The sequence below is a fragment of the Flavobacteriales bacterium genome (assembly GCA_021739695.1).
Taxonomy (GTDB): Bacteria; Bacteroidota; Bacteroidia; order UBA10329; family UBA10329; genus UBA10329.
Genome location: JAIPBM010000025.1, coordinates 1 through 25,832, shown reverse-complemented (window position 1 = coordinate 25,832; position 25,832 = coordinate 1). Strand labels below are relative to the sequence as shown.

24 protein-coding genes and 1 pseudogene are annotated in these 25,832 nt (G+C 45.3%); 10 read left to right on the top strand and 15 right to left on the bottom strand.

Features of this window, described 5'->3' with window-relative positions:
* Positions 1 to 7: 7 nt before the first annotated feature.
* The 5 genes from K9J17_14250 to K9J17_14230 form a co-directional block, all read right to left on the bottom strand.
* A complete protein-coding gene (locus K9J17_14250) occupies positions 8 to 685 on the bottom strand; it encodes a YdcF family protein (protein ID MCF8277891.1) in 678 nt (225 codons plus the stop codon).
* Positions 686 to 779: 94 nt separating this feature from the next.
* Positions 780 to 1,394 (bottom strand): outer membrane beta-barrel protein, encoded by a 615-nt coding sequence (locus K9J17_14245; protein ID MCF8277890.1) that lies wholly within the window; start codon positions 1,392 to 1,394, stop codon positions 780 to 782.
* Positions 1,388 to 2,044: a hypothetical protein gene (locus K9J17_14240; GenBank protein MCF8277889.1), complete on the bottom strand. Its 657-nt coding sequence runs from the start codon at positions 2,042 to 2,044 to the stop codon at positions 1,388 to 1,390. The genes K9J17_14245 and K9J17_14240 overlap by 7 nt, the downstream gene beginning before the upstream one ends.
* Before the next feature lie 149 nt (positions 2,045 to 2,193).
* Entirely contained in the window at positions 2,194 to 3,153 is a 960-nt protein-coding gene (locus K9J17_14235) for a sodium-dependent bicarbonate transport family permease (protein ID MCF8277888.1), read from the bottom strand.
* Entirely contained in the window at positions 3,150 to 3,452 is a 303-nt protein-coding gene (locus tag K9J17_14230; protein MCF8277887.1) for a hypothetical protein, read from the bottom strand. Before K9J17_14230 ends, K9J17_14235 begins: the two co-directional genes overlap by 4 nt.
* Positions 3,453 to 3,796: 344 nt before the next feature.
* On the opposite strand from K9J17_14230, the gene K9J17_14225 reads away from it, so the two are divergent.
* Complete coding sequence (locus K9J17_14225) at positions 3,797 to 4,717, top strand: LysR family transcriptional regulator (GenBank protein MCF8277886.1); 921 nt, start codon at positions 3,797 to 3,799, stop codon at positions 4,715 to 4,717.
* Here the strand turns inward: K9J17_14225 and K9J17_14220 are convergent.
* Positions 4,711 to 5,391, bottom strand: a complete 681-nt coding sequence (locus tag K9J17_14220; protein ID MCF8277885.1) for a YdcF family protein — start codon at positions 5,389 to 5,391, stop codon at positions 4,711 to 4,713. The two genes, K9J17_14225 and K9J17_14220, sit on opposite strands and share 7 nt — an antisense overlap.
* 117 nt (positions 5,392 to 5,508) lie before the next feature.
* On the opposite strand from K9J17_14220, the pseudogene K9J17_14215 reads away from it, so the two are divergent.
* The 6 genes and pseudogenes from K9J17_14215 to K9J17_14190 all read left to right on the top strand — a co-directional run bounded on the left by K9J17_14215 (position 5,509) and on the right by K9J17_14190 (position 13,458).
* Positions 5,509 to 6,177, top strand: a pseudogene (locus K9J17_14215) (TetR/AcrR family transcriptional regulator).
* Positions 6,178 to 6,179: 2 nt separating this feature from the next.
* Positions 6,180 to 7,853: an ABC transporter ATP-binding protein/permease gene (locus K9J17_14210; protein ID MCF8277884.1), complete on the top strand. Its 1,674-nt coding sequence runs from the start codon at positions 6,180 to 6,182 to the stop codon at positions 7,851 to 7,853.
* A gap of 10 nt (positions 7,854 to 7,863) precedes the next feature.
* Positions 7,864 to 9,216, top strand: coding sequence for an HlyD family secretion protein (locus K9J17_14205; GenBank protein ID MCF8277883.1), 1,353 nt, complete (start codon positions 7,864 to 7,866; stop codon positions 9,214 to 9,216).
* Positions 9,217 to 9,218: 2 nt separating this feature from the next.
* Positions 9,219 to 10,628, top strand: coding sequence for a TolC family protein (locus K9J17_14200; GenBank protein ID MCF8277882.1), 1,410 nt, complete (start codon positions 9,219 to 9,221; stop codon positions 10,626 to 10,628).
* Positions 10,629 to 10,782: 154 nt separating this feature from the next.
* Positions 10,783 to 12,219, top strand: coding sequence for an NAD(P)/FAD-dependent oxidoreductase (locus K9J17_14195; protein ID MCF8277881.1), 1,437 nt, complete (start codon positions 10,783 to 10,785; stop codon positions 12,217 to 12,219).
* Between the two features lie 63 nt (positions 12,220 to 12,282).
* Complete coding sequence (locus K9J17_14190) at positions 12,283 to 13,458, top strand: hypothetical protein (protein MCF8277880.1); 1,176 nt, start codon at positions 12,283 to 12,285, stop codon at positions 13,456 to 13,458.
* A gap of 16 nt (positions 13,459 to 13,474) precedes the next feature.
* Here K9J17_14190 and K9J17_14185 read toward each other — a convergent pair whose 3' ends face one another.
* Entirely contained in the window at positions 13,475 to 14,275 is an 801-nt protein-coding gene (locus K9J17_14185) for a hypothetical protein (GenBank protein MCF8277879.1), read from the bottom strand.
* Positions 14,275 to 14,772, bottom strand: a complete 498-nt coding sequence (locus K9J17_14180) for a hypothetical protein (protein MCF8277878.1) — start codon at positions 14,770 to 14,772, stop codon at positions 14,275 to 14,277. Before K9J17_14180 ends, K9J17_14185 begins: the two co-directional genes overlap by 1 nt.
* A gap of 161 nt (positions 14,773 to 14,933) precedes the next feature.
* Here K9J17_14180 and K9J17_14175 point away from each other — a divergent pair, with 161 nt between their 5' ends.
* A complete protein-coding gene (locus K9J17_14175) occupies positions 14,934 to 15,620 on the top strand; it encodes a 1-acyl-sn-glycerol-3-phosphate acyltransferase (GenBank protein MCF8277877.1) in 687 nt (228 codons plus the stop codon).
* Positions 15,621 to 15,674: 54 nt separating this feature from the next.
* On the opposite strand, the gene K9J17_14170 is transcribed toward K9J17_14175, so the two are convergent.
* From K9J17_14170 to K9J17_14150, 5 genes are all read right to left on the bottom strand, one after another.
* Positions 15,675 to 16,850, bottom strand: coding sequence for a T9SS type A sorting domain-containing protein (locus K9J17_14170; GenBank protein MCF8277876.1), 1,176 nt, complete (start codon positions 16,848 to 16,850; stop codon positions 15,675 to 15,677).
* A gap of 114 nt (positions 16,851 to 16,964) precedes the next feature.
* Entirely contained in the window at positions 16,965 to 18,392 is a 1,428-nt protein-coding gene (locus K9J17_14165) for an amidase (protein ID MCF8277875.1), read from the bottom strand.
* Between the two features lie 67 nt (positions 18,393 to 18,459).
* Positions 18,460 to 20,301, bottom strand: a complete 1,842-nt coding sequence (locus K9J17_14160; protein ID MCF8277874.1) for an alpha-glucosidase — start codon at positions 20,299 to 20,301, stop codon at positions 18,460 to 18,462.
* An 89-nt stretch (positions 20,302 to 20,390) separates the two neighbouring features.
* Complete coding sequence (locus K9J17_14155) at positions 20,391 to 20,573, bottom strand: YegP family protein (GenBank protein MCF8277873.1); 183 nt, start codon at positions 20,571 to 20,573, stop codon at positions 20,391 to 20,393.
* A gap of 28 nt (positions 20,574 to 20,601) precedes the next feature.
* On the bottom strand, positions 20,602 to 21,588 hold the full coding sequence (locus K9J17_14150; GenBank protein ID MCF8277872.1) for a L,D-transpeptidase: 987 nt from the start codon (positions 21,586 to 21,588) through the stop codon (positions 20,602 to 20,604).
* Between K9J17_14150 and K9J17_14145 the strand changes: the two genes are divergently transcribed.
* Entirely contained in the window at positions 21,560 to 22,588 is a 1,029-nt protein-coding gene (locus tag K9J17_14145) for a PHB depolymerase family esterase (GenBank protein ID MCF8277871.1), read from the top strand. The two genes, K9J17_14150 and K9J17_14145, sit on opposite strands and share 29 nt — an antisense overlap.
* On the opposite strand, the gene K9J17_14140 is transcribed toward K9J17_14145, so the two are convergent.
* Positions 22,574 to 23,047 carry a hypothetical protein gene (locus K9J17_14140; GenBank protein ID MCF8277870.1) on the bottom strand — a complete coding sequence of 158 codons (474 nt, stop codon included), beginning with the start codon at positions 23,045 to 23,047 and terminating at the stop codon, positions 22,574 to 22,576. The genes K9J17_14145 and K9J17_14140 overlap by 15 nt on opposite strands.
* Before the next feature lie 53 nt (positions 23,048 to 23,100).
* Complete coding sequence (locus K9J17_14135) at positions 23,101 to 24,714, bottom strand: T9SS type A sorting domain-containing protein (GenBank protein ID MCF8277869.1); 1,614 nt, start codon at positions 24,712 to 24,714, stop codon at positions 23,101 to 23,103.
* A gap of 127 nt (positions 24,715 to 24,841) precedes the next feature.
* On the opposite strand from K9J17_14135, the gene proC reads away from it, so the two are divergent.
* Complete coding sequence (gene proC / locus K9J17_14130) at positions 24,842 to 25,633, top strand: pyrroline-5-carboxylate reductase (GenBank protein ID MCF8277868.1); 792 nt, start codon at positions 24,842 to 24,844, stop codon at positions 25,631 to 25,633.
* Positions 25,634 to 25,832: the final 199 nt, after the last annotated feature.

The window sequence follows — 25,832 nt, the reverse complement described above, 5'->3', positions numbered from 1 at the left end:
GATAAAATCAGTGCAGCTTCATAGAAGCATCAGTGATTTCTTCTGGTCGATATTTAAGATTCTTTCCCATCGTTCCAGCAAATCGCTTCCAAAATCCTTCGCGTTCTGGCAATGCAGTGAAATTGTCAACTTCAGCTTTGGTTGGATCAATGGTAATTTGGATGTCTGGGTAATAGGCATGAATCGTATCGAAAATGGTCGGCACGTACGCTACATCTAGCTTTTTGCGCTTCGCGAAGGACTTTACCATCTTCGATTGAAATGGATCGGTGGCAACTGCAATTTTCTCGAAGCCTAGATCCTTGGCCATGTAGTACGAATAAAAAATGTTCTCGGTGCTGTGCTCGGCACGTTCTTCAGTGAAAATGTGTTCGGCCGGAACGCCCAATTTCATCGCGTATTCTGCCATGATTCGCGATTCCACATAAGGCGTATAAACTGCACTGCCAGAGAATATGATGTTTTTTGTCAGTCCTTGGTTGTACAAATGATAGCTCCAAAGCACTCTCAGGCGCATGATGTCGCTCCAAGCAGTATCGAAGGGAACACCCGGAACTATGACCGCATCAAACGGCATCTGAGGTCTAACTTTTTCAAAAGCAGTTCTAGTGCTGCCACACGAAGCCACCGCAACCACAAGGGCGATGATCACATTATAATAAATGAACTTGATCATGGATTTCATGAGGATAGAAACCGAAAATTAATGGAAATGTTGCGATGTAAAAAGAGTGTCCGGGGTCTGTGCTTGACAAACCCCGAACGTCCTGCTTGCCGCATTAAGATTTACGCCTTATCATGTTCACATTCCAACCCAATCCGAATGAGATTCTGAATTCATCTAAGGCATAATTGGTGCCCCATTCTGTTGGATGTGAAGCGTGGACGTACTTCAGATTGGCCATGAAATGGATGTATCTCCATACATAGAAGTTGAATCCCGTTGCTACCGAAATTGCGGGTGAAGCTTTGAAGTTTGACACGGAGTAGGCAACGGGAATCTCGGGCGTTCCTTGATCAGGATTTTTAACCTGAATTAGGCTGATGCCTGGATGGAAGCCGATATACGGATCGAAGCGTTTTACAGGAAAGTGATATTGAGCCCCGAAAAACAAACTGTGATTGTGTTTCAGGTATCCATTTTCCTGCGAGTCGATGAAGTAAGAGACATCACCTTTGAGCGAAATCCGATCTTGAAGATGATATTCCATATCTCCTTGTAGGTAGATGTTGGTGTTGCCATCAGCAATGGTCCAACCGGGGGAAATGGTCATCTGTGCACGAACCAGTCCTTTTCGGATGATGTCTGGTCCTGTAAGTTCCGGACGGTTCTTTTTCTGTCCAAATGCAAGTGTACTCACAAGCAATAATAGGAGGGAGGCTCTGGTTACCATAGGTCAGCGATTTTATAGTTAATACCAAGTGTGAATAGTAAATGACCTTCGAGACTGGCGCCACCATGGTCGTGGATTTCGAATACACCTTCCGTCTCATGTGCTTCTACGTGATGTCCTAAATGGAACATGTATTGCGCAACAAACGTGAGGTCGAATCGCTCCGTGATGTTGAAGTGATTTCCTGCTCCCAACTGAATAGCAGCACTCCATCTTTCCATTGAATTGTCGGGATCGGCATTCTCGGCCACTTTGCTGTAGTCGAAGCAATGCCCCATGATCAAGTATGGTTTCATGAAACGGGTGAAGGTTTTGTCCTTTAGTGGATAATACATCACCGACCAGCCGATATGCGCATCGTTCCGATGACCTGAATTCCCAATTTTGGACGTGAGATAATCAGCAAAGAATTCCATGTTGATCCGGTCGTGGACCTGCACCCTGAATTGGCCGCCAACTCCCGTTCCCACATCTTGCCAATTTCCGTGGTTGAAAGTGCTGATGGTGGTTCGCATTCCAAGCGAAAAGAGACCACCGTGATGATTCTTGAGTTTCAGCGTTTCCTGTTTTGCAGGTCGAACTGATTTTTCTTGAGCTGAGGCCAATATTGAAACTGACAGCATCAGCAATAAAAAGGTTTTTTTCAGCATGATCTTGGTGTGTTGGTTTGATGCTTAAACCCGCTCCAAAATCAAAAATTGTTCATGTTAACTTTTGTTAAAGAGAATGCAACACATCCTGCGTGTTTTCAACTAGCTACGGTAAATCTAGACTGAGCTTGCAGATGGGAATATCTTGATCACATTCTGATCAGAGACATATACAATGGCATTCCAATGGTGATGTTAAGCGGAAAGGTGATTGCTAAAGCCATCGGAAGATATAGCCCAAGATTGGCTTTTGGCGCTGCTATCTTCATAGCTGCAGGTACAGCAATATAAGATGCACTCGCAGCTAGAATTGCAAACAGAAAGCGGTCTCCAGGGTTTGGGGTGATGAATTGACTAATTACAGATACAAAACACCCATTGAATAAAGGAACGATCACAGCAAACGCGAATGGAAACCAACCGTTGCTCCAAAATGCAGAGAGCTTTTTTCCGCTTGTTATTCCCATATCTAATAGAAAAACAGCAAGAAATCCTTTGAAGATGTCTGTGGTGAATGGCCTTATTCCTTCGGCCTGATGGTCGTTGGTCAGAAAGCCGATCAAAAGACTTCCAAGAATGAGAAGAACACTTCCGTTGGTTAGCGAATGCTTGATCACTGAGGGAACTGACACAGCAGCATCCCTTTTTGTCGAAAAAAGGGCTATCAATAGAATTCCCACGGCAATGGATGGGGCTTCCATTAAAGCCATTACGGCAACCATGTGTCCACTGAAGGTGATCTCTTGAGTGTCTAGAAATGCAATGCTGGTTACGAATGTCACAGCACTCACAGAACCATATGCGGCTGCAATTGCTCCAGCATTTGCTATTCCAAGCTTTGAACGTAAAATGAAGAAAGAGTAGATCGGAACTACCAAAGCGAGCGTTATCCCGAACATCACAGCCCAAAAGATCTCTAATCCGAGATGAGTGTGTGCTAATTCTTGTCCTCCTTTGAATCCAATGGAAATCAAAAGATAAAGCGAAATAAACTTGGAAGAAGTTCCTGGGATTTCTAGGTCGCTTTTTAGTTGAACTGCAATCGCTCCTAAAAAGAAGAAAAGAAGTGCAGGATTAGTGAGATTGTCAAGTAATAGATCCGTGTTCATAAAGAATCTATATGAACAGATTCTCGAGTGCTTACGTGCACCTCGCTCAAGATGTCCACTATTGAGCCATCCTTAATGGCGGCTGTCAATACGTCTACCATTCTTGCTCTGTCAGCTTCAAGTTCTTTAACGCGATTTTCCAAATCAAATGTGTCATGTCCGTATCGTTCCCGTATGCTTAAGATCTGAACGTTCAAAAACCGAATCTTGTCAGTAAGCAAGGTTGAGATGATCTCTCGTGCATCAAAGGCCGAGTAGGTGCTGTCAATGAGTTTGAATGTGTGAGTTTGATTTTTCATCTTATTCCTATTTAATATTTAGAGTCCTGTTTGTTACGATTCTGTTCTGCTTTCTGCACGATGAGCAGACTTATAACTGCAAATGCTGAAGCCAGATGTTGAGCGTACACGCTTCGGTTGGAGTCAATTACCACAACCAAAGCGGCTATGAGGAAGAATATCAAAAGCAACACTGATCTTCTAGTTGATGTAGCAACAGTTTTTGTAGCATCCATGTCTTGTGAGTAAGTTTTAACAGTTGAGTTCGTCATAGCTCCATTGCTTTTTTCATTTCCACGCAAAGTTGAGCTGAGTAATGCATTAATTATTATTTAATATTGCAATGAAAAACATTAGATTTAGTTATGAATTACACTTTGCATCAATTGAAAGTGTTCTTGAAAGTGGTAGAGCACGAAAGCATCACTAGAGCTTCTGAAGACCTTTTTCTTACTCAGCCGGCCGTTTCCATTCAACTCAAAAAGTTGCAAGATCAATTCACCATTCCTTTGACTGAGGTGGTTGGTAGGAAATTGTATGTCACCGATTTTGGGAAGGAAATAGCAGTTGCAGCTGAAAATATTTTGAATCAAGTAGAGGCGATCAACTACAAGACCATTCAGTACAAGAACCAACTCGGTGGCAGATTGAAAATCTCTATCGCGTCTACCGGAAAATATGTGATGCCTTATTTTCTTTCAGACTTCATGCACTCGCATAAAGGTGTTGATCTGTTAATGGATGTGACCAATAAATCGCAGGTGATAAAAAGTCTCGAAAACAACGAGGTCGATTTCGCCCTAGTATCCATGATTCCTGAACAAATGAATTTGAACAGGATTGAATTGCTGCAGAACAAGTTATTTCTTGTTGGAAGTCCAAAGGTTCATGCAAGAGGCACGGATGTGAATAGCATCTTCTCAGAATTTCCACTTCTGTTCCGAGAGTTGGGCTCCTCAACAAGATATTCTATGGAGGAATTCATTAAGGAAAACGCAATTCCAATTGTAAAGAAAGTTGAATTAACTTCTAATGAAGCGGTAAAGCAGGCAGTAATTGCTGGTCTTGGTTACACGATAATGCCACTTATTGGAATCAAGAATGAGCTTAAGAACGGAGATCTGGTAATTGTTGATCATCCTGGACTTCCACTCATAACTCAATGGAATCTTATTTGGTTGAGTGCCAAAAAACTGTCTCCAGTTGCCGAGGCTTTTTCCAGTTATCTGATTGATCAAAAAGATCGAATTGTATCAGAACGCTTCAGTTGGTACGAAGACTATTGAGAGCTTGATACGAGGTCGGAAGCGTAACTCCAGCAAACTTCGCTTGAGGGCTTCCAAAGGTGACCGCTGGTGCCCCGTTTGCGTTCCTCTTCTGTCTTTCTTTCTGAGATGTGCACGAAATCATCTACAAATGCTTTCGAGTGATCTATGTCGAGATCAAATTTGTTCCAATAGTTTAGGATAACGAATCGCCATCGAGCAGGAATAAAGTCGGCCGTTATTTCGTGATCGAATTTGCGGTTCAAGTATTTGATCATGATGGAATGAGCCTTATCAGAAACAACAGCCACTTTTTCAAATCCATGTGCTTTAGCTATTTCCATCGAATAAAATACATTCTCAAGGCTGTGTTCAGCTCTGTCTTCAATGATGATATGTTCCGGGTCTATGCCTAATTCTACGAGATAAAGCGCATAAACCTTTGCTTCCACGTAAGGAGAACTTACAGCATTTCCGGAAACAATGATGTGCTTAGTCCTTCCGGTCTTGTATAAATGATAAGCCCAATACAGTCTGGCTTTGTAAATCGGATTCATTTTTCCGCTAGGGTAAAACGGATAGCCAGGCACAATTATGGCATCGTAAAGCACGTCTGAATTTCTTTTTGCCGAACTGGAATGGCTTAAAGATGCGCATACGGTAAAGAGGAACAGGAACTTAAAAATGAGTTTCATGACGTGATTAATTATCTCGAACAGTGAATTAGTTATAATCGCATAAACAAAAGTAATACTATTATGTTTATCAAAAGTAATACTATTATTTTTGCATCCAAATAAAACGAAAGTGAAATGGTTACACATATAGGTATAAAAGTCAATGACCGCATTTATCTGTAAGACCCAGAATCGAGCGATCTGGGTAAGAGTATAATTTCAGGAGGGATTGATATGATCGATGAGATCGGATTCGAAGCTTTCACTTTTCGAAAATTGGCGCAGCAGATCGGCACTACAGAAGCTTCCATCTATAGGTATTTCGAGAGCAAACACCGCTTGCTCATTTATCTTTCCTGTTGGTATTGGAGATGGATGGATTATAGACTGATGTTGGTAACCGCCAATATCGATTCGCCTAAGGAACGGCTTCAAAGGTCTGTGTCTCTGTTGGTGAAGCAGGTGGAGCAGGACAGCGATTTTTCTCACATAAATGAGGTCAAACTCAATAGGATCATCATTTCCGAATCTTCAAAGGCCTATCTTAATAAGCATGTAGACGATGAGAACAAGGATGGTTTTTTTCTCGATTACAAGCAATTGGTTGCACGCGTATGTCAGATCATTATCGAAATCAACCCAGATTACCAATATCCGCATATGCTTGTGTCAAGCGTTATCGAAGGTGCGCATTTGCAGCGCTATTTTGCCGAACACCTGCCACGATTGACGGATGTGATTGACGGTGAAGATTCGATATCGGAGTTCTTCCTGAAATTGGTTTTCAAAGCAATTGAAGCATAACGATGACAACCAGTCTTAGCCCGATTCAACGTTTTTGGAGACTGCTCTCTCCTGATCGAAAGGAGATCAAAAACCTATACGTTTATGCCATTTTTAATGGATTGATCAATCTTTCGTTGCCACTTGGAATTCAAGCAATTATCAACCTCATACAGGGTGGAGAGGTAAGCACTGCATGGGTGGTTCTTGTGTCGGTGGTTGTAGCTGGTGTGGCAGCAACAGGAATATTGCAGATAGCACAACTTCGAATAACTGAAAATCTACAACAGAAGATCTTTGCCCGTTCTGCCTTCGAATTCGCTTTTCGGATTCCTAAAGTGAAAATGGAGGCCATCTATAAGCATTATGCGCCTGAATTGATGAATCGATTTTTCGATACGTTGACGGTTCAAAAAGGGCTTCCAAAGATCCTGATCGATTTTTCAACCGCTGTGTTGCAGGTCGTATTCGGACTCATTCTTTTATCTTTTTATCATCCATTCTTCATCCTTTTCAGTTTGATTTTGATCATTCTGGTCTATGCCATATTCCGTTTTACTGGTGCTCGCGGCTTAGAAACAAGTCTCAAAGAATCGAAATACAAATACAAGGTAGCGCACTGGCTAGAGGAATTGGCACGCACCGGAACCACGTTCAAATTGGCAGGCAAAACGGAATTGCCGCTGACTAGAATGAATTCGGAAGTTGAGAACTATCTGCAAGCCCGCGAAAGCCATTTCAAAGTGCTCGTTCAGCAGTATTCACTTATGGTCATTTTTAAAGCAGTGGTTGCTGCAGGACTATTGGCCATGGGCGGAATTCTTGTGATGCAGCAATTGATGAACATCGGTCAGTTTGTGGCTGCAGAGATCATCATTCTGTTGGTAATGGCCTCGGTAGAAAAGTTGGTGATGAGCATGGAAAGCATTTATGATGTGCTTACTGCCTTAGAAAAAATTGGGCAGGTTACTGATCTCGAAATTGAAAGGACGGAAGGCATTGATACTGTTTGCAAAACGAAGGATTGCGGAATGGAGGTCAAGTTGAACAATGTCGATTTTACCTATCCTGATGGAGATAAGCAGATATTGAAAAACGTTTCGCTGCACTTGAAAAGTGGCGAATCAATCATCGTCTCAGGCGTAAATGGATCAGGAAAAAGTACGCTGCTTCAAATAGTGGCCGGACTTTATGATGTGTCCAGCGGATCGGTGATATACAATGGTTTGGCCAAAGGAAGTTTGAATTTGGATTCGTTGCGCACATCAATTGGAGATTGCCTGACGCACGAACAGTTGTTTGATGGAACCGTTATGGAAAACATCTCGATGGGGCGCAAGAATGCCACTTTCGAAAACGTACAATGGGCAGTTGAAAATCTGAAACTCGACAAATTCATCAGCGAATTGCCTCAAGGATTTGATACACTGATAGAACCGCAGGGACGAAAGCTCCCGAAAAGTATCATGCAGAAATTGCTTCTAGCAAGAAGTATTGCCGACAAACCCAAACTTCTGCTGTTAGAAGATGCCTTGGAGCACTTGGATGAATCTGAGAATAACGCCATTGTCGACTTTCTGGTTGATAAGAATAATGATTGGAGCATTGTGGCAATTTCAGCTAATCCCTATTTCAAAACCAAGGTCGATAGATTGGCATTCATGGAGAACGGGGAATTGATCCTTAACAATAAATAAGAGGATAGTTATGCTCAATATTTCAAACGTATCTATCAATAAATACATCGACCGAAAGCGCTTTTCGGCTTTGCATAAAGCCGAAAGCAGGGTTTCGGATAACGTATTGCGAAACACTGTTGGAACCTTTTTCGCCATTGCCCTATTATTCATGTTCGTTCCATGGACACAGAATATTAGGGCAGGCGGAAACGTGACCACGCTAAAGCCTAATCAGCGGCCTCAGTCCATTCACTCCGTAATAGGCGGAAGAATTGAAAAATGGTTTGTTCAAGAAGGCGATTTTGTGGCAGAAGGAGACACCATTCTTTTTATTTCAGAGGTTAAAGACGAGTATTTCGATCCTCAGTTATTGAACCGGACGCAAGATCAGCTAAAGGCAAAGGAAATGTCTGTTGATGCGTACATGGATAAAGTGCGCGCCTTGGACAATCAGGTTGATGCCTTAGTTCAAACAGCTGCACTTAAATTGGAACAGGCCAAGAATAAGTACAAACAGGCAGAACTGAAGGTTGTGGCCGATAGCATGGATTATCAAGCATATAAGGTCAATTTCGATATTGCCAAAACGCAATTCGAGCGTTTCAAAGGACTGTATGATAATGGTTTGAAATCGCTTACAGAACTTGAGAATAAGAAGAACTCGATGCAAAAGGCACAGGCCGAAATGATCTCGGGCGAGAATAAACTACTTACCAGCAAAAACGAACTGATCAATGCCGAAGTGGAATTGATTTCCATACAGGCGCAATACAGAGATGATATCGCCAAGGCAGAATCGGAAAAATTCACAGCCATGAGCAGCATGTACGATGCGGAGGCAGTGGTCACCAAACTCCAGAATCAATACATGAACTATTCGGTTCGTACAGGAATGTATTACATCACTGCTCCTCAGGATGGTTATATCACCAAAGCCATTCAATCTGGAATTGGCGAAACCGTGAAAGAAGGAACACCCATTGTGAGTGTAATGCCGGCACAATACGATCTGGCCGTTGCCATGTACGTAAAACCTATCGATCTTCCGCTTTTGGAAAAAGGAGCACCTGTCCGTATTCAGTTCGATGGATGGCCGGCCATTGTCTTTTCTGGTTGGCCAAATACCAGCTACGGAACCTATGGCGGAAATGTGTTTGCCATCGACAATTTTATTAGCGATAACGGTATGTATCGTGTGCTTGTGGCGCCCGATCCAACCGATCATCCTTGGCCCGAAGCATTGCGTGTTGGCGCAGGAACGCTGAATATGATGCTGTTGAAAGATGTACCGATCTGGTACGAGCTATGGCGACAGGTAAATGGATTTCCGCCCGATTATTACAAACCGATTTCGAAGCCAGAAACGGCTAAAGGAAAATGAGGATGAGATCGTATCGTAGTTTCTATTTCGGGGCGCTGTTCTTCTGTTTGTCATCGGTTTTTGTACAAGGCCAAACGCTCACATTCAATGATTTCAATGCCATCGTGCGTCAGCATCATCCAATGGCTGTCCAGGCCGATCTGCAGCTTGTGCGTGGAGATGCTGCGGTACAAATGGCACGTGGCGGTTTTGATCCGAAGATCGGTACCGACATAGGTCAGAAGTACTTTAAAGGAGATCAGTACTATAGTCTTGTGGATGCTGGTCTGAAAGTGCCGACCTGGTTCGGAATAGAGGTGAATGCGGGCTATGAACAGAACGCAGGTAAATTTCTCAATCCAGAGAATAGTACTTCTGGCGGAGGTTTGATTTATGCAGGTCTTTTGCTGCCGGTTGGTCGTGGGCTTTTCATTGACGAGCGCAGAGCAGAATTAAGGAAAGCTCAGATATTTCAAAAAAGCACGGTTGTGGAGCAGCGTCTAATGCTGAATGAGTTGTTGTACGAAGCAGGAAAAGCGTATTGGTATTGGTTTGAGACCTATCAGGTTTTGAAGGTATACGAACAGGCAATTCAATTGGCAGAATTCCGATTCGGTGCGGTAAAACAGCAGGCGGCTGCTGGAGATAAACCGACCATTGATACTTTGGAAGCCGGTATTCAGCTTCAGAATCGGCAGTTGGGTCTACAGCAGGCACAGCTCGATTTCAAGAATGCTACTGCTTTGCTCGGAATATATCTTTGGCAACGGGGTCAGATTCCGTTGGAGGTATCGGAAGGAACAGTTCCGGAAAGGATGGAATTGGTTGTTCCAAGGTCTGCTGATGACGCTCCGTTGGGTAAGCTCGACAGTTTAATTGCCGATCATCCTTACCTGCAGCAATATCGTTTCAAAATTGCACAGCTTAAGATTGACAGGCGCATGAAGATCGAGCAATTGAAACCACAGCTCGATCTCAAATACAATGCGATCAACCAAGTAGTTGGCAGCAATCCATTCGCCAATCTTTCGCCCAACAATTATACATGGGGATTGCAATTCAATATGCCAATTCCCTTACGGAAAGAGCGTGGAGCTTTGCGCTTGGCCAATGTAAAGATCCAGGAAGCGGACCTGCAGATAGCTGATCAGGAGGCAAACATCAATTACAAGATCAATTCGTCTATCAACGATTGGTATACAACACGCGATCAAGCGATGCTTTATCAACGCACGGTTTCGGATTACGCTGGCCTTTTAGAAGGCGAACGACAGAAGTTCAGTTCTGGCGAAAGTTCGCTTTTCATGGTAAATGCTCGCGAAGTGGGCTACATCGAAACACAGCTTAAATACATTGCACTTCTGGCAAAAAATCAGAAGGCCGAATTGGCTACAGGATACGCGCTTGGGGTCTTGCCAGGTCTATTGCCATGATATAAAAGGACAATCTGGTCGTTGGGCCAAATCCCGATTCTAATTGATAGCTTCGAATCACGGTTGTCGTTGATGTTCATTCAATCAAAACCGCACAATAAATACCAGCAAAACGGATAAAATGGAAGTGAACAGACAAGGTGGAGAAATCCCAATGTTGGATGTTGTTGTTGTAGGAGCTGGTCTTTCAGGAATTGGGGCTGCGTATCATATTCAGCACGATTGTCCATCAAGAACCTACACTGTTTTGGAAGGTCGTTCATCCATGGGAGGAACGTGGGACCTTTTCAAGTATCCCGGTATCCGTTCAGATTCTGATATGTACACGCTGGGTTTTGCCTTCAATCCATGGGTAAACCCCAAAGCCATTGCAGATGGTCCTTCCATTTTGCAATACATCAAAGACACGGCTTCCAAATTCGGGATTGATAAGAAGATACAATTCGATCATAAGGTCACAGATGCATCGTGGAGCGATGCGGATAAGTGCTGGACGCTGAGCATAGCAGCACATCCCAACGTTCCAAACACGCTTCTGAAGTGCAAGTTTCTCTTTATGTGCAGCGGGTATTACAGTTACGAGAATGGTTATACACCCGAGTTTCCGGGCCGCGAAACGTTTGAAGGAATCATAACGCATCCTCAAAAATGGGACATCGAAACAGATTACGATAATAAGAAGGTGGTTATCATTGGAAGTGGAGCCACAGCGGTGACACTGGTGCCCGAAATGGCAAAGAAGGCAGCAAAAGTCACCATGTTGCAGCGCTCGCCAACCTACGTTGTTTCGCTGCCAAGCGAAGATAAGTTGGCCAATTTGGCACGGAAAGTACTGCCATCGAAAATGGCTTACGGTATTGCTCGTTGGAAAAACGTTCTTCTGTCTATTGCCATGTATTCAGCTTCACGAAAATGGCCTGATGGCGTGAAGCGCCTCATTCTAAAAGGTGTAAGGCAGCAGCTTGGTGCGGATTACGACATTTCGCATTTCAGTCCGAACTACAAACCCTGGGATCAACGTCTATGTGTTGTCCCAGATTCCGATCTGTTCAGGGCAATTCGAAAAGGAAAGGCAGAAGTGGTTACCGATTCCATTGAGCGATTTACGCCCAAAGGGATTTTACTCAAGTCGGGAAAGGAATTGGAGGCCGACCTGATCGTAACTGCTACCGGACTGCAAGTGCAAATGTTAGGAGGAATGACCGCGTCCATAAATGGAAAAGCGGTGAATACTTCGAAGTTGCATTGCTACCGAGGAGTGATGTTCAGTGACGTGCCCAATTTTGCCATAGCCGTTGGCTACACCAATGCTTCATGGACATTGAAGTGCGAATTGAGTTGTCAGTTTGTAACTCGAGTGTTGAATTACATGGAGCAGCAAGACAAGAACGTTTGCACGCCTCGGTTTGATAGCAATGCGTTCGACACCGAACCACTGCTGGATTTTGATGCTGGTTACATTTTAAGAGCAGGCGATGTATTGCCGAAGCAAGGGTCGAAACATCCATGGAAAGTCTATCAGAACTATGTGCGTGATCTGGTGTCGCTCAAGCTTGGAACGGTCAAAGACAAGTACTTGGAATATCGATAGTCATTCCGCTCGGACTTGACCAAATCGTAGGCAAGAGCGAAAAAATGTCTATAATCTTGTGCCATGCAATTGGTGCAAGTATCCACAGCAGAGCAAGAGAATGAATGGATAGTTTTTCCATCCGTTCTTTATGCCAACGACCCACTTTACATTCGGAATATTGATCAAGAGATCAAAGACGTATTCGACCCAAAGGTGAATCGCGTTTTTACTGAACCTAAAAGTGATGTCATTCGCTGGCTATTAAAGCGAGACGGAAAGACCATTGGACGCATTGCAGCTTTCATTAACGGTAAGACTGTAGACAAGGAAACTCAACCCACTGGTGGCTGTGGTTTTTTCGATTGCATCAATGATCAAGTAGCGGCAAACACCCTTTTTGACGCAGCTAAAGGCTGGTTGCAGTTGCGTGGTATGGAAGCTATGGACGGTCCTGTCAATTTTGGCGAACGCGACAAGTTCTGGGGTGTGCTTATAGATGGTTTTGCGCAACAGAACTACGGCATGTTTTACAATGCGCCTTACTACCAGAAACTGTTCGAGTACTATGGCTTTCAGCTTTACTTCAAGCAGTATACCTATGCTCGGGATATTCGAAAAACAAAGGATTTTGAACCTCGTTTTTACGAACGGGCACAAATGGCCTTAGAGAATCCTGATCTTACATTCAAGCATTTGACCAAAGCAGATATGCACAAAGCGGCTGCTTACTTCCAAGAAGTGTATAGTAAAGCTTGGGGCGGCCATTCTGGTGTAAAACCAATGACCTTGGAGCAATGCGAAAAGATGTTCAAGAAGCTGAAGCCGATTGCCGACCCACGTCTGCTTTATTTCGGATTTTACAAGGAACAACCCATTGCATTTTTCATCTCTATTCCTGAATTGAACCAGCTTTTTAAGCACGTGAATGGAAATATGAATCTGATTGGGAAGATCAAATTCATGTACCACAAACTAACAGGGTCGTGCAATAAAGCGCTGGGATTGGTATTCGGAGTTGTTCCAGAATGGCACGGGAAAGGAGTAGAGGCAGCCATCGTGGTAGCTTTCAGTAAACTGGCTTGGGGCAAGGGTTTGCCATACGACACCATCGAAATGAACTGGTGTGGCGATTTCAATCCGAAGATGATGCGCGTGTGCGAACAATTGGGTGGCGAGATCATCAAGACACACGCCACGTATCGTTATCTTTTTGATCGGCAGAAACCTTTCGAACGCTGTCCGATTATTGGAGGGTAGAACAGCGCGCGAGTTTCTAGTCTCCGCAGCCTCCACATCCACTGCAACCGCTACATCCACTACAACTGCTACAACCACTATCTCCAAAACTAGCATCGGCCGCATCGTAGTCAGAATCAAAGCTGTCTCCGTAATGATCATACTGATGCCAGTCACCGCAACCGTAGCAACCGCTACTGTCATTTTCTCCACGCTGTTTTTTGAATTCTTTCATCAATTCGCTGTCAATCTGATTGAGCAATGCGAAATCTAGATTCTTGAGAAGGAAAATGTTGCCGCCAATAGCGAGCAGAATTTCCAAAGCTTTGGCCTTATCTGAATGAATGACCTGTGGAAGTTCAGTTTCTAAGCGGTCTAAAGCTCGTTTGATCTCCCTTTGCAATGCATTACCCTGCGGAGTGAGTTTGATAGTACCGAAGAGTTGTATGAAAAAGCCTATTTCAAATATTCCTTTGAGATTAGGCGATTTTATCAAACGCTTGTGAACATAGTTGTTGGTTCCGTCTGCGTTCTGAAACCCCATCGTTACCAAGTGCCGGAATAACAACTCTAAGCTCTGAGATGTGTAAAACGGGCTCAGGAAGATCTCTTCATGACGTAAAGGTTTATAACTCAGAAAATTCTTTCCTGCCACCACATAGGTATAGACACGTGCCCTGTCGTTTCGGTGAGCTTGCTTTGTGATCCTCTTTGTTTGGATGACCTGCTTCAGTAGCAGATCCATGAAGGTGTACTTCATCATATTCTTAAGTTCCGCATCGGTAGTTGCCATAACTAAATGCGTTTCGGCAGGAGTAAGCTTTGATAATATCTCCATTAGTACTTGTTCATGTTTAGCTTAGGGAGAACCCAGTTCCGATGGCGGTTGACCCTTGTAAATATCACTTCGCCAAACCTGATCTTGCTTGGTGGCCAGATATCGGTAGGTGGAATTGCTTCAAATTGCCGTTCATAGAACCGCTTGGTCTCAGCATACCAGTCTTTGAACTTATCCTTTTCCTGCTGGCCGCCTTTGGTAGGGCCGTGGTGTATGTCACGTTTTATCGTGTCTCGGCATAGGTCGTGCCAGTACGATCGGGTGTAAATAAGGTGCAGGTGCCATACTTGGTCTACTTGGTCAGATGGCGTGAGGGGATGGTCGGCTGTGCAGATAAGAAAAAGAAACTTCTTGTATTCATAAACCGCTCGCAAGGTGAACTCCATGGTCCAAGCATTCTCACGCGACAGCCTATCTGTAAATGTGAATTCAGAATCAATGTCATCGATTTCAAATTCTTTGATCTTGGCCCAAAGTATTTTCTGGTCTTCGGTCATTCAGTAATCCTATATTCCATGATTCAGAAGTGAAAAATAGCCTTAATCGTTAAACCGTATACAAAAACCAATGCTTGCGTTTAGTTTTAGATGGTTGAATGCCATTTTTACAACGTTGATATTGGTCACATTCCATTGATCTACGTGGTATATATTCGCGAATGCATATTCAACGGGTAGCCAATTTCATGGTATTGGCTGGTGTTAAGCTTTGGTCGCGACTTTTCTACCGTGTAGAGAACGAGTGGGTGCATGCGCATGAAAGCGATCCTTGGGCTGGAATGAAAGTGCTGGCCTTGCTCAATCACACCAGTTTGTTCGAACCTTTGTTTCTTGGTGCTGCACCATGGCGCATGCTCTGGCGTATTGCTGGGCGTATCATCGCTCCAGGGGCCGATGTGACGATGAATCGACCGCTCGCTGGTTGGATATTGAGCTTCATTGCACCGAGGATGGTTCCCATATCGCGCGAGCGGGATGAGACCTGGGATAACTTCTTGAAAGCGATTCTACCCGAATCTGTGGTGATCATTCTTCCAGAAGGCAGAATGATGCGGGCTGATGGATTGGATAAGAATGGGAAGCCAATGTCGGTAAGGGGAGGAGTGGCCGATATTCTGGAGATGATGCCCGATGGCGAACTGGTGTTCGTTTATAGTGGTGGATTGCACCACGTGCAAGCGCCCGGACAAATGCTACCCAAGTTTTTCAAACGCATTCGCATGCGCAGCGAGAAGGTGAACATAAAGGAATATGTGAAGGCAATGAAAAACATGCCTGACGTACCGTACAAGAAAGCGGTGACGCGAGATATGGAAGCCCGCTTGGCCAAGTACAAACCACAATAGGCGTTTCGCAGCGTTGACTGAAGGTTGAGCTAGCTGATAGCTTACGATATGGAACTACTGCCGCACCATTTTCTTCACCAATCGGCCACCGTTGCTATCAGAAATGACGAGATGATACAGGCCTGAAGAGATAGCGTAACTACTCAGGTCACAATTCCAAAGTTGACTGCCTGCAGACAATCTTCTTATGCCCAGGTCTGCCACCATCTTACCCGTTATATCCAATACCTGAACGTGCAGGATAGCCGCTTCAGGTAGGTTCAGTCGAATCTGGAAGGATTCTGTGAATGGGTTAGGATGCACCGCTATGTTTTCTGGCGTCAGGATATCAAAAATACCAGATGAGGTGGTGTCTGCTGGATTGCTGGTCGTGTCTACTGGCTCAGGAGGAAATGTGCTGGCAGTAAAATCTCTCAGCGAATCGAGGTATTCTACCGTGTTCACCACCCGCTGATTGAATAGGATCTGTCCTCTTACAGAAAGCACAGGTGCGCCAATATTCTTTGCTAACCATTTGATTTCGAACTGTGTCGGCCGTGGTTGTTCAAATCCAAAACCTTGTATGCTGAAGGTATCGGTGATGTTGAGTAGCGTGAAGACCCTCAATGCATCGAAGGTGCCAAAACGCGTGGTCAACTCGCCCCAGCCATCCACCGTGTTCTGTCGGCTTATCTTTTGTCCGAAGTAGCCGAACTGCGGCACATCCACTCCGTATTGCCCGAAGGAATTATCGGCATCGCCATATTCCAAAGGGAACTCGTAGACCAGGTCCCTTGGTTCCATTACCGAGGTGAGTGGAAAGCCATTGATGGTAAGTCCCAATCCTACGTTGGCGTAGAATCCGTTCGTCTCGCGGAAGAAATCATACACGTTCTCGATGGAAATGAAATTCTGATTGAACTGCCCCAGCACATTGCGCCCGGCAATGGTGGCAAAGTGGTTCATGTCGAAAAAGTTACTGAACGTGATGTTGTAAACCAACGGTGTTCCGAAAACGGGGTCAACCATCGTATCGACACGTTGCGTGAAAGAACCCAAGGTGGAATAGTTCCAAACCATGTCAGCCCCCGTGTCATTGAGGTCGATAAGGCCCAACAGATTATCGACAATACTGTAACGGAACGTATCGTTGATGTTTGGCATGTCGGTACGGACAATGCTGATGGGCTGCTGTGCATTGGCTACAAAACAGGTAATGGTCAGTAGCAATCCCAGATAGTACGTTTTCATTTTCTCTCTCCTTCAAAAAGTCACTCACAAAGTTAGACTCCCGAAATCGCAGCAATCATGAGTTATGTCACATAAAAGCAAAAGACTTCGTGCAAGCTTTGCTTCAAACAATGGTCAATCTGTGATCTTCCTCCACGGATTGGCAGCCTCCAGTTGGTAAGCGATATCAAGTAGCAAAGCCTCTTGTCCGAGGTTGGCAGAAAGCATCATGCCCATAGGCAGGTCTTCTTCTTGATAATGCTGAACAGGCACCGAAATAGAAGGGCCACCTGTGGCATTGTGGTAAGGAGTAAAACTTGCCCATTGCTGAATACGCTGAAACAGTTCTTCATAGGGCAGAGTCATGCTCAGATAGCCGATGGCTGGCGGAACATGTGCCGTAGTAGGAGTGAGAATCAGGTCCAACCCCGATTGATTGAACATCCTTCGGTATTGGCGGAAAGAGTTGCGCAATCGTACAATGGAGCCCACTGTCTTGGCCTTGTTCTGTTGAAAATGTTCCGACAGACCTTTGGTCAGTCCAGAAAGTTCGGCAGGTTCGTAATGATCGCCAAATACCTTTTTCCCATAACGTTCAAAGTAGAATCCGCCTACACTCCACAGGTTGGCAAAATCCTCTACAAAACGGTCTTTTACAGGAAGGTCGAAGGGCACCACTTCGTGCCCCATTGCTTGCAGCAGTTTGGCTGTCTGCTCTAGTCCGTGCATCGTTGCAGCATCGGCTTTCATATCCTTTACCGAATTGCCCGTGAATCCGATCTTGTATTTGCGGCTGGATGGCCCACTTATCAGTCCAATGTCTGGTAAGCGCTTGTTCTTGTAGAATTTCTCTGCTTCGGCATAGAAGTTTGCCGTGTCTCTCACGCTTCGGCTCACCACACCATCAATGGCAATTTCCACTGGTTGGCGCTTAAACTTACTGGCTTGCAACAAGCGTCCTCGACTTGCTTTGAGTCCGACCAATCCGCAGGCACCGGCAGGTATGCGGATGGAACCACCACCATCTGCCGCATGGGCAAAAGGAACAACGCCTGCAGCTACCAAGGCAGCCGAACCGCCCGAAGAACCACCTGCCGAGTGGTCGGTATTCCATGGGTTACGTGTGGCTTCTGCATTATGGAATTCGGTGGAGGCCGTAAACCCGAATTCGGGCATGGTGCTCATACCCATATTGATGAATCCCTGCGCGTATATCTGTTTTACAATAGGATCAGTGGTCGTAGAAGCCTTCATGTTCCTGTTGGCCGTGGTACCATGATGGGCAGGAACGCCCTTTATCATCAGCATATCTTTAAAGAACATGGGCACACCTGCAAACGGACCATCATGTGGTTTTTCCGATTCACTCAACGCGTGGTCATACAATTCCGTCACAATGGCATTGATGTTCGGATTTATGGCCTGAGCCCTTTCCATGGAAGCGACAACTGCTTCTTTGGCACTTATTTCTTTCTGTTTGATTCGCTGGGCAATACCCACGGCATCCAGTTCTCCAAGGGCATCATTTCTGAAGGCATGCACCTTCTTTCCGTTCTCATTCATTCTAATAGGGGTTGAGGTATAGATATAAATCTGTAACGCACAAATACGCTACATAGGTTCAAGTATTCTAAAATAAATCTGAACCTATTCTAATGAACACAGCAGGCGTTCCAATCGGTGCGTCCACCTCGTGCCAAGTACCGCCTTCCAGCACTTGCTTGGTAAAGAAGTGTTCCCATTTCCCATTGGGAAAGTAACCACGAACAGAGGTTTGTCCTCGATCCGTAACAGGAATTACAAGAAGATCATCACCAACAAAGAATTGGTAATTGGTTTCAAGACAATTAGTGTCATTAGGATACACCAACCAAGGATGCCGAATCACGGGGACGCCTGTTTCGGAAGCTTCTTTGATCAACTGTTTGAAATAGGGTTCCAGTTCCTTGTGAATCTTACCAAAACGGGCGAAGAATTCCTGAGTGGAACTGTCGGTGTAGGTTTGAACGACATCCTCTGGCAAAACACTTTCATGTGTGCGGAAAAGCGGAGTGAAAGCCTCGAATTCTATCCAACGGAAGAGTACTTCCTTATCTCTCAGATAGTTCTTGACAAAAGGAAACTTGTAAGCCGTATAACCACCTATGTCTGAGTGATTTATGGCCAGTCCGCTAAACCCAGATGAAAGCATGGCAGTAACGGCCGAACCAAGTCCGTCATTCTCTCCGAATTCAACCATCTGGTCGCCCGCCCAAAACAGCGTGGAAATACCTGAAGAACCAGTAAATCCCGAACGGGAGAAGAAGACCACTTCTCCTAATTTTCCTGCTTCTTCCACAGCTTCGCGATTCACCTTGGCCCAATCAGCAGCAAATCGGTTGTGGTAATCTTTTGGGTCTTGCCCAGAATGAAGCTTACAGTCGAATGGCAGGTACTCCGCAAAATCCGCCATCCAACCGCTCAATCCGTTACCGATCATATTGGTTTTGATGATGTCCTTGATCCATTCTCTGGTAGCTGGATTGCTAAGGTCGATGATATATCCCTTGAAACCACCAAATGGAGTGAGGTACGGGCTTCCATCCATTCTGTGAACGACATAGCCTTTCTCCAAGGCTTCATTGGTCATTTCGGTGCCTTCTAAGAGGAACGGATTAATGTAGCCCAATACTTTCACGTCCTGCGCGTTCATATCCGCACAGAATTGCTTGAAGTTGGGGTAGGTGTTTTCGTCAGGTTTCCATTCCCAGCGCAAGCGAGAACCAACATTTGTCTGCTTCTTTCCAACCCAATCCTGTATCCAGATAGCAGAAACCGGATTGCCGTAATCCTTGGCATCCTTCACCAATTGAGTCACTCGTTCTGCTCCGCCTTGGATTCCGAGAATGGTGCCGTAGGTCCATTCAGGTAGCTCAGGCATTCGGCCAGTGACTGCAGTGATTTTTCCTAACAGTTCCTTCGGGGAATCAGCTTCAAACGTTCGCAGTCTCAACTCGTTATCGTGTAGGATGAAAGTGAGTTCTCCATCAACGGACAGGTCTATCTCTGAGTAGCAGTCATTCTCAATCAGATATGCTGCGTTTTCGGTTGATATAACCAGCGGAATAGGGCAGTAGGCGCTCCATTCGTGGCCGCCTACACCAGCAAGGTTGGCGGTTCGTGTAACGGGTCGATCGCCACGGCCAATGCCATTTTCTTCCACTAAGAAGGGCACTTTCTTGCCAGTCAATTCAATGTTCGAGAACTGTTCGCCACCACCGAAATAGCGCAGACCCTCTTGTACCTTGACGGTCACTTCTGTTACTCCTGCCGACTCTGAACCAACAAAAAGAGAGCTGTCGGTAACAATAACCGTTGGGTCAATATTCAGCGGTTTAAGTTTGTGCTCTTTGACTTTATATGAACCAAGCTTTCCTTCAAACGTGAAGGTTCCACTATAAAATTCGATCTTCTTGATGTCAGAAGCCCTCATTTGGGCAGAGGCTGATAAACAACTAAATCCTAGCAAAAGCAGGAATAGCAATTTCAACAGAGCAGAAAACATGACTGTTTGATCTCTATTTAATCAAGCTCTTCGATCGGTGCGGCAGCGGCCACCGATTTGATTGCTGCAATGCCGTTCAGGCAACTTTGCTTCGTACTGTATCCTTGGCTGGCACAGATGATTTCGCCATTGGCTGCTTTCAGTCTGAAATAGAATTGGTCGTCTTCTCCTTTGAATACTTGAAATTTTGGATTGCTCATGTATTGAATATTTGATGTTAATGAAAACTCAATTTAAGGCCTTTTTCTTTACCAGATCGTAGATATTGGGCAGATGGAGCGTATCGCCATTGGGTTGAACCACATCCAAGTCGTAGCGCACCGTGACCCGCGTTCCCAACGGAGCATGGTAATAGATGCGCCAAGCATCGCCTTCTCGGGTACCGATACAGCCGTTAGACCATGCTTTTCCTAAGGTTGATGGGTTGGTGGTCGGATGGATCATATCGCCCGTACGAATGCCGTCCAACTCCGTCTCCAAAAATGGAATCTGCGGTAAGTTGGTCCTTCGTCCATCATCGCGGAGGGTGGTGTAATAACGGTGGCCGTTTACGGGATTGATATACGCTGGGTCGCGCTCAATCCGTACGATTGTACCCGAGCCAAGGTTGGTCTGTAAACTCATCACGTATCCAGCCATCTGAAGGAATTTTGTCTTATTCTGACCAACACGAACGGGGAAGGAGTAAAGTGTGTCTTTGCCTAAGAAAATACGCAGTCGGTATTCGTGCACATTCACGTCAATCAGCACGGAATCAAGTCGCTGTTTCAATTCTGAGGCATAGGCAGAATCTGGAATCAACAAGCGGTCACCTTTCCTGAAGATTGCCAACGATCTTTGGTCGTTATTGAAAATGCCTCGCGCTTTCAGAACGTAATAATCGGTGGCAGCCAAAGAATCAATGATCCACGGATTGGCCTGCACAATGATGTGTTCGGTTATCGGGTAGGTTTCCAGCGAATCGTAGCGCAGCACAAGGCTATCCATGGTGCAGAAATAATCCTTGATGGTTACCGAATCTGGAAATGGCTCCGTGTAGATTCCGCGTATCGGAATGACCGACACTGTTTCTAGCGATTCGCTAGAATCAACCATTTCTTCATTGACACCATCAGTTGATGGCGTAGTGGAATGATCACGGCATGCTCCAAGAGACAACACCAGTATTATCAGTGTGTGTGGAAGGATGGAAAATGACAGTGGAGTAAAACGCATTGAATACTTTTCAGCAGCTTTGGCGTTGAAGATACAACCGATGCCTCGCTTCCTTTTCGCAATATCCCTTTTTCTTTTTTCGTTCTGCGCAAACGCGCAAGACATGCCCGAAATTGAAAACTTCGGAAAGAACCAGGGTAAGTTGCGGCTGTTTGTGCACATCCCCGAAAATCTTCCCGAAGGAAATGTGCCGATGGTGGTGGTTCTGCATGGTTGCGCGCAAGATGCGCATGGCATGATGCGCCTAAGCGGTTGGAATAAACTGGCAGATGAACAAGGGTTTATTGTTGCTTATCCCGAACAGAAAGGGACAAACAACGCCAATCGCTGCTTCAATTGGTTTTATGGGAAAGACACGGAATTGGACCAAGGCGAAGTGGCTTCCATCCATCAGGCGGTGGAATACATGAAATCGAACTATTCGGTAGATGAAAGCCGCGTTTGCATAACGGGTGTTTCTGCAGGTGCTGTGATGGCGGTAACGGCAGCAGCTTTATATCCGGGAGATTATTCGGGCGTGGCCTCTTACGCTGGCGGACCTTTCGGTTCTGGAAATATCATTTCAGGTGTTGGAAGCATGTTCGGTTGGGTAGACAGAAAGCCATGGGAATGGGCGAGGAGGGTGCGCTTGGCCAATGGTGGCTATCGTGGACAATATCCAAAGATGATTGTACTTCAGGGAACGGATGATATTGTGTGTAATCCAAAGAATGCCAATGAGATTGTGGAGCAATGGACAGGCTTGCAGGAGATTGATCGCGAAGCGGAAAAAGTAGAGGAGAATTTTCAGGACAATCAGAAGGTGAAGCGCAGTTCTTGGGCTGATACATCAGGAACTGAATGGATTGTTCAATACGAATTCAAAGGAATGGGCCACGCCTTGGCTGTGAATGTAGGTGCTGGCGAAGACCAAGGCGGCAGCGATGGGTTGTTCTCAGTAGATATCGGTTTTCACTCCACCTATTGGATTGCGAAGGAGTTTGGTCTAATCCGGCCGTAGACTCTGGAATTCGCCCGAAACTATGAGCGTATCAACAGCGAATGAATAATGTCCTGAAAGGCAAGCTGGTTCCGAATCAAAGTTGGTGATAACGAGCGTTCCTGGAATCACCGTATCTGGAAAAGTGGTTCCGTTAATGCCTGGCGCAAAATAGGAAGCGCGGTTGGTAGCGTTGATGCCCAGTAGCCGGTAGGTTCCGATGGTATCTCCTACAAATATGACGTTGACCACGTACTGATCGCCATTTGCTTCAGCTTGCATGAATAAGAGTGAATTCAAGTCGCCAGAATGCAGCCATGTCTTATCCTGCAAGGAATTAAAATCGGAACCGTTGACGCTAAAATTCGCAGTGGTGGTTTGTTCGGAGCATGTTTCGGTCGTGTCCTTTGTGCAACCCGTCATTCCAATCAAGCAAAGTGCCATTGGAATAACCTTAAGGAACACGAAAACAGCCTTCATGAATACGATTGTCTAACTAATAGCTGGTCGTTTTTGACCAACTAAAAGTAGCGTTATCGCGCAATGATCACCTGCTTTGCTGTTGAAAAAGCCCCATTGCTGAATCGTACGCTGTAATTCCCTTTCTTCAGCTTCGAACAGTCGAATTGAACAGTTCCGCTGTGGTCTTTCTGAAGGTTCAGTTGGTTGCTGTTTACCAGTTTCCCCGCTGTGTCGAGTAATTCAACGGTTCCGACTGTGCGGTAAGCAGAAGACACTTTTACGTTGAGTATTTGGGTGGCAGGATTCGGAAAGGCTTCCAGTTGAAAAACATCATTGGCAGTTACCTCTGTAGCGCCAACGCCCGTGGTCTCTGTAGCAGTGATGAACACTTTGAATAAGCGCCCGCTTGCTTGGCTTTGAGTTCCTGTGTTGATGAAAAAGATGTTCTCAGCCGTGCTTTCAATACCGCCATAGATATAGCCGACCAATGTTGGCTGCTCTGGCTGCAACGTATTCAGTTCAAGAATTTCGGTATTGATGAACGACACATTTTCTACAGGGATAAACTCAGCACCTGAACCCAAAAAGCCTGGCATCTGCAATTCCAATTGTGTTTCGTCCATGCTGCCATCGCTATGACGGGTAACCAAACTGATTGATTTCACGAAGGGAACATTCTGGTCGTCTATCAGATTGCCAGTGGTCACATCATAGTGGTAGCGACTGATTCCTCCGAAGAAAAGCGTGTGCATTTCATTGTTCACTGCATCATAAATTGGCAAGTTGGCCGAATGATATTGATTCAATAATTGATCGAAATTGTTGTTGACCGTGTAGCCAGTAGCCGTCACATCAACCGTGTTGTGCCAAGGAAGATCCACCGTTGGTTGAAACACACCCGAGAAGACGGTAAAACCTTCATCGCCATTCGGAAAAATCTGAGAAACCATGTTGTAATCTCTTCGGTGAAGGTTTTCGCTGTCTACGGTCTCGGTGTAATTGGTAATGCCAAGCACAGAACCACTATCCGTGATGTTAAATTTGCGAATGGCTTCTGTGTATTCCTGAATGAATCCTGGTCCATTGTTCGGTCCCATCGGGTTGTAGCGGCCTTCGAAATACTGTCCGCAAACAAGATAAAAGGTGTCATCCATCAAACCCATGTAACCGCCCGTTACGGCCATGTTTGAGTTACTGAGTGAACGGAATTGCCCTGTGATGTCGCCATCGTTCATGATCCGAAACATCAACGTAGGTACGTTCACTGCGGTAAGTTGTCCGTAGGTGATGTGGTCGCCAGCGGTTGCGCTGTAGCCATAACCACCAACGATGTATAGCACCGTATCGCGCTGAATGAAGGACATGTTCGTGCTTTGCAACTGCTCATACATGGCTGTTGGAAGACTGGAAAGCGAAACAGACCAATGCTGAAGATTGACAGGGTCAACCACGTAAGCCATCAGGTTATTGCCTGAAGCCAAAAAAGAAGCGAAGGGCTGGCGTTGATGCAAACCATCCGTTCTACCGCCAATCAGCAGCCATTTGCCTTGATATTGGCCAACTACGAAGGATTGTAGACCCGGAGCATCTGTAAGCGATACTTCTTCAATAGAAAGGTTGAAATGCGTCTGTCCGAATACAGATAGCGTTGCAGCAAGAAGGAAAACGGTAAGTAGATGTTTCATTGTACAAAGGTTGAGGGCGTGAATGTAGATCGCTCAAGCATCTTTAAATGTGATAAGCGTCACCTTTGGCCTTTAGTCCTCCATTCAGCATTGTTGTGCGTAAATTCGCCAGCAGGAAATATTGATCATGGAAGAGAAGAAAATTGCCATTATCGGTTGCGGAAACCTTGGATTGACCATTGCACATGGATTATTGGATGATGGTTTTGAAGCCGAAAATCTGATCGCTACGCGCAGAAATATCAGATCGTTGAGTGAGCTTGGAGGCAAAGGAGTGGTGATCACTGCCGATAATGTGGCAGCTGTTACCCAAGCGGAGGTGATCGTGCTTGGCGTGAAGCCTTACAATGTCAAACCGATCTTGAAGGAAATCGGTGCTTCGCTGAATGAAAAACATATTGTGGTCTGTCTGGCCACAGGAATCACACTTAGCGAACTGGCAGAGTGGAGTGGAAAATCGTTACCGACCTTTCGGGCCATGCCAAACACGGCTGCCGATGTGAATGAAAGCATGACCATGATCTGCGATAACGGTGCTTCTGCCGAGCAGCGGAATTACATCACCTCTTTGTTCGATAAGATCGGTTCTACGCTTTATATCGATGAAAGTCTGATGGAAGCTGCCACCATTTTGGGTGCTTGTGGCATTGCCTACGTGCTGCGTTTTATGCGCGCCATGATACAAGGTGGAATAGAAGTAGGTTTTGATGCCAAGACCGCCACGGCCATTGTCAGTCAGACCATGAAAGGGGCATCAGAACTCATCATTCAGAATGGAACACATCCTGAAAGTGAAATTGATAAGGTAACTACGCCTAAAGGCTGCACCATCACCGGACTGAACGAAATGGAACACGCTGGTTTCAGTTCTGCGCTGATAAAGGGAATTGTGGCCAGTTATAAGAAGATTGAGAAATAGCGGTGGGTCAGTTCGAGTGTTCCGATAGGAACGTATCGAGAACGGTTGAAATGACTTCTCGATACGATCTTCGTTCCTCAGATCACTCGAAGTGACACTTACGTCATTGCGAGGAACGAAGCAATCTCTTGCGAAGGGCGGTTGCCTGATGATGAGATTGCTTCAGTCGTTCCTCCTTCGCAATGACGCTATTTACTTC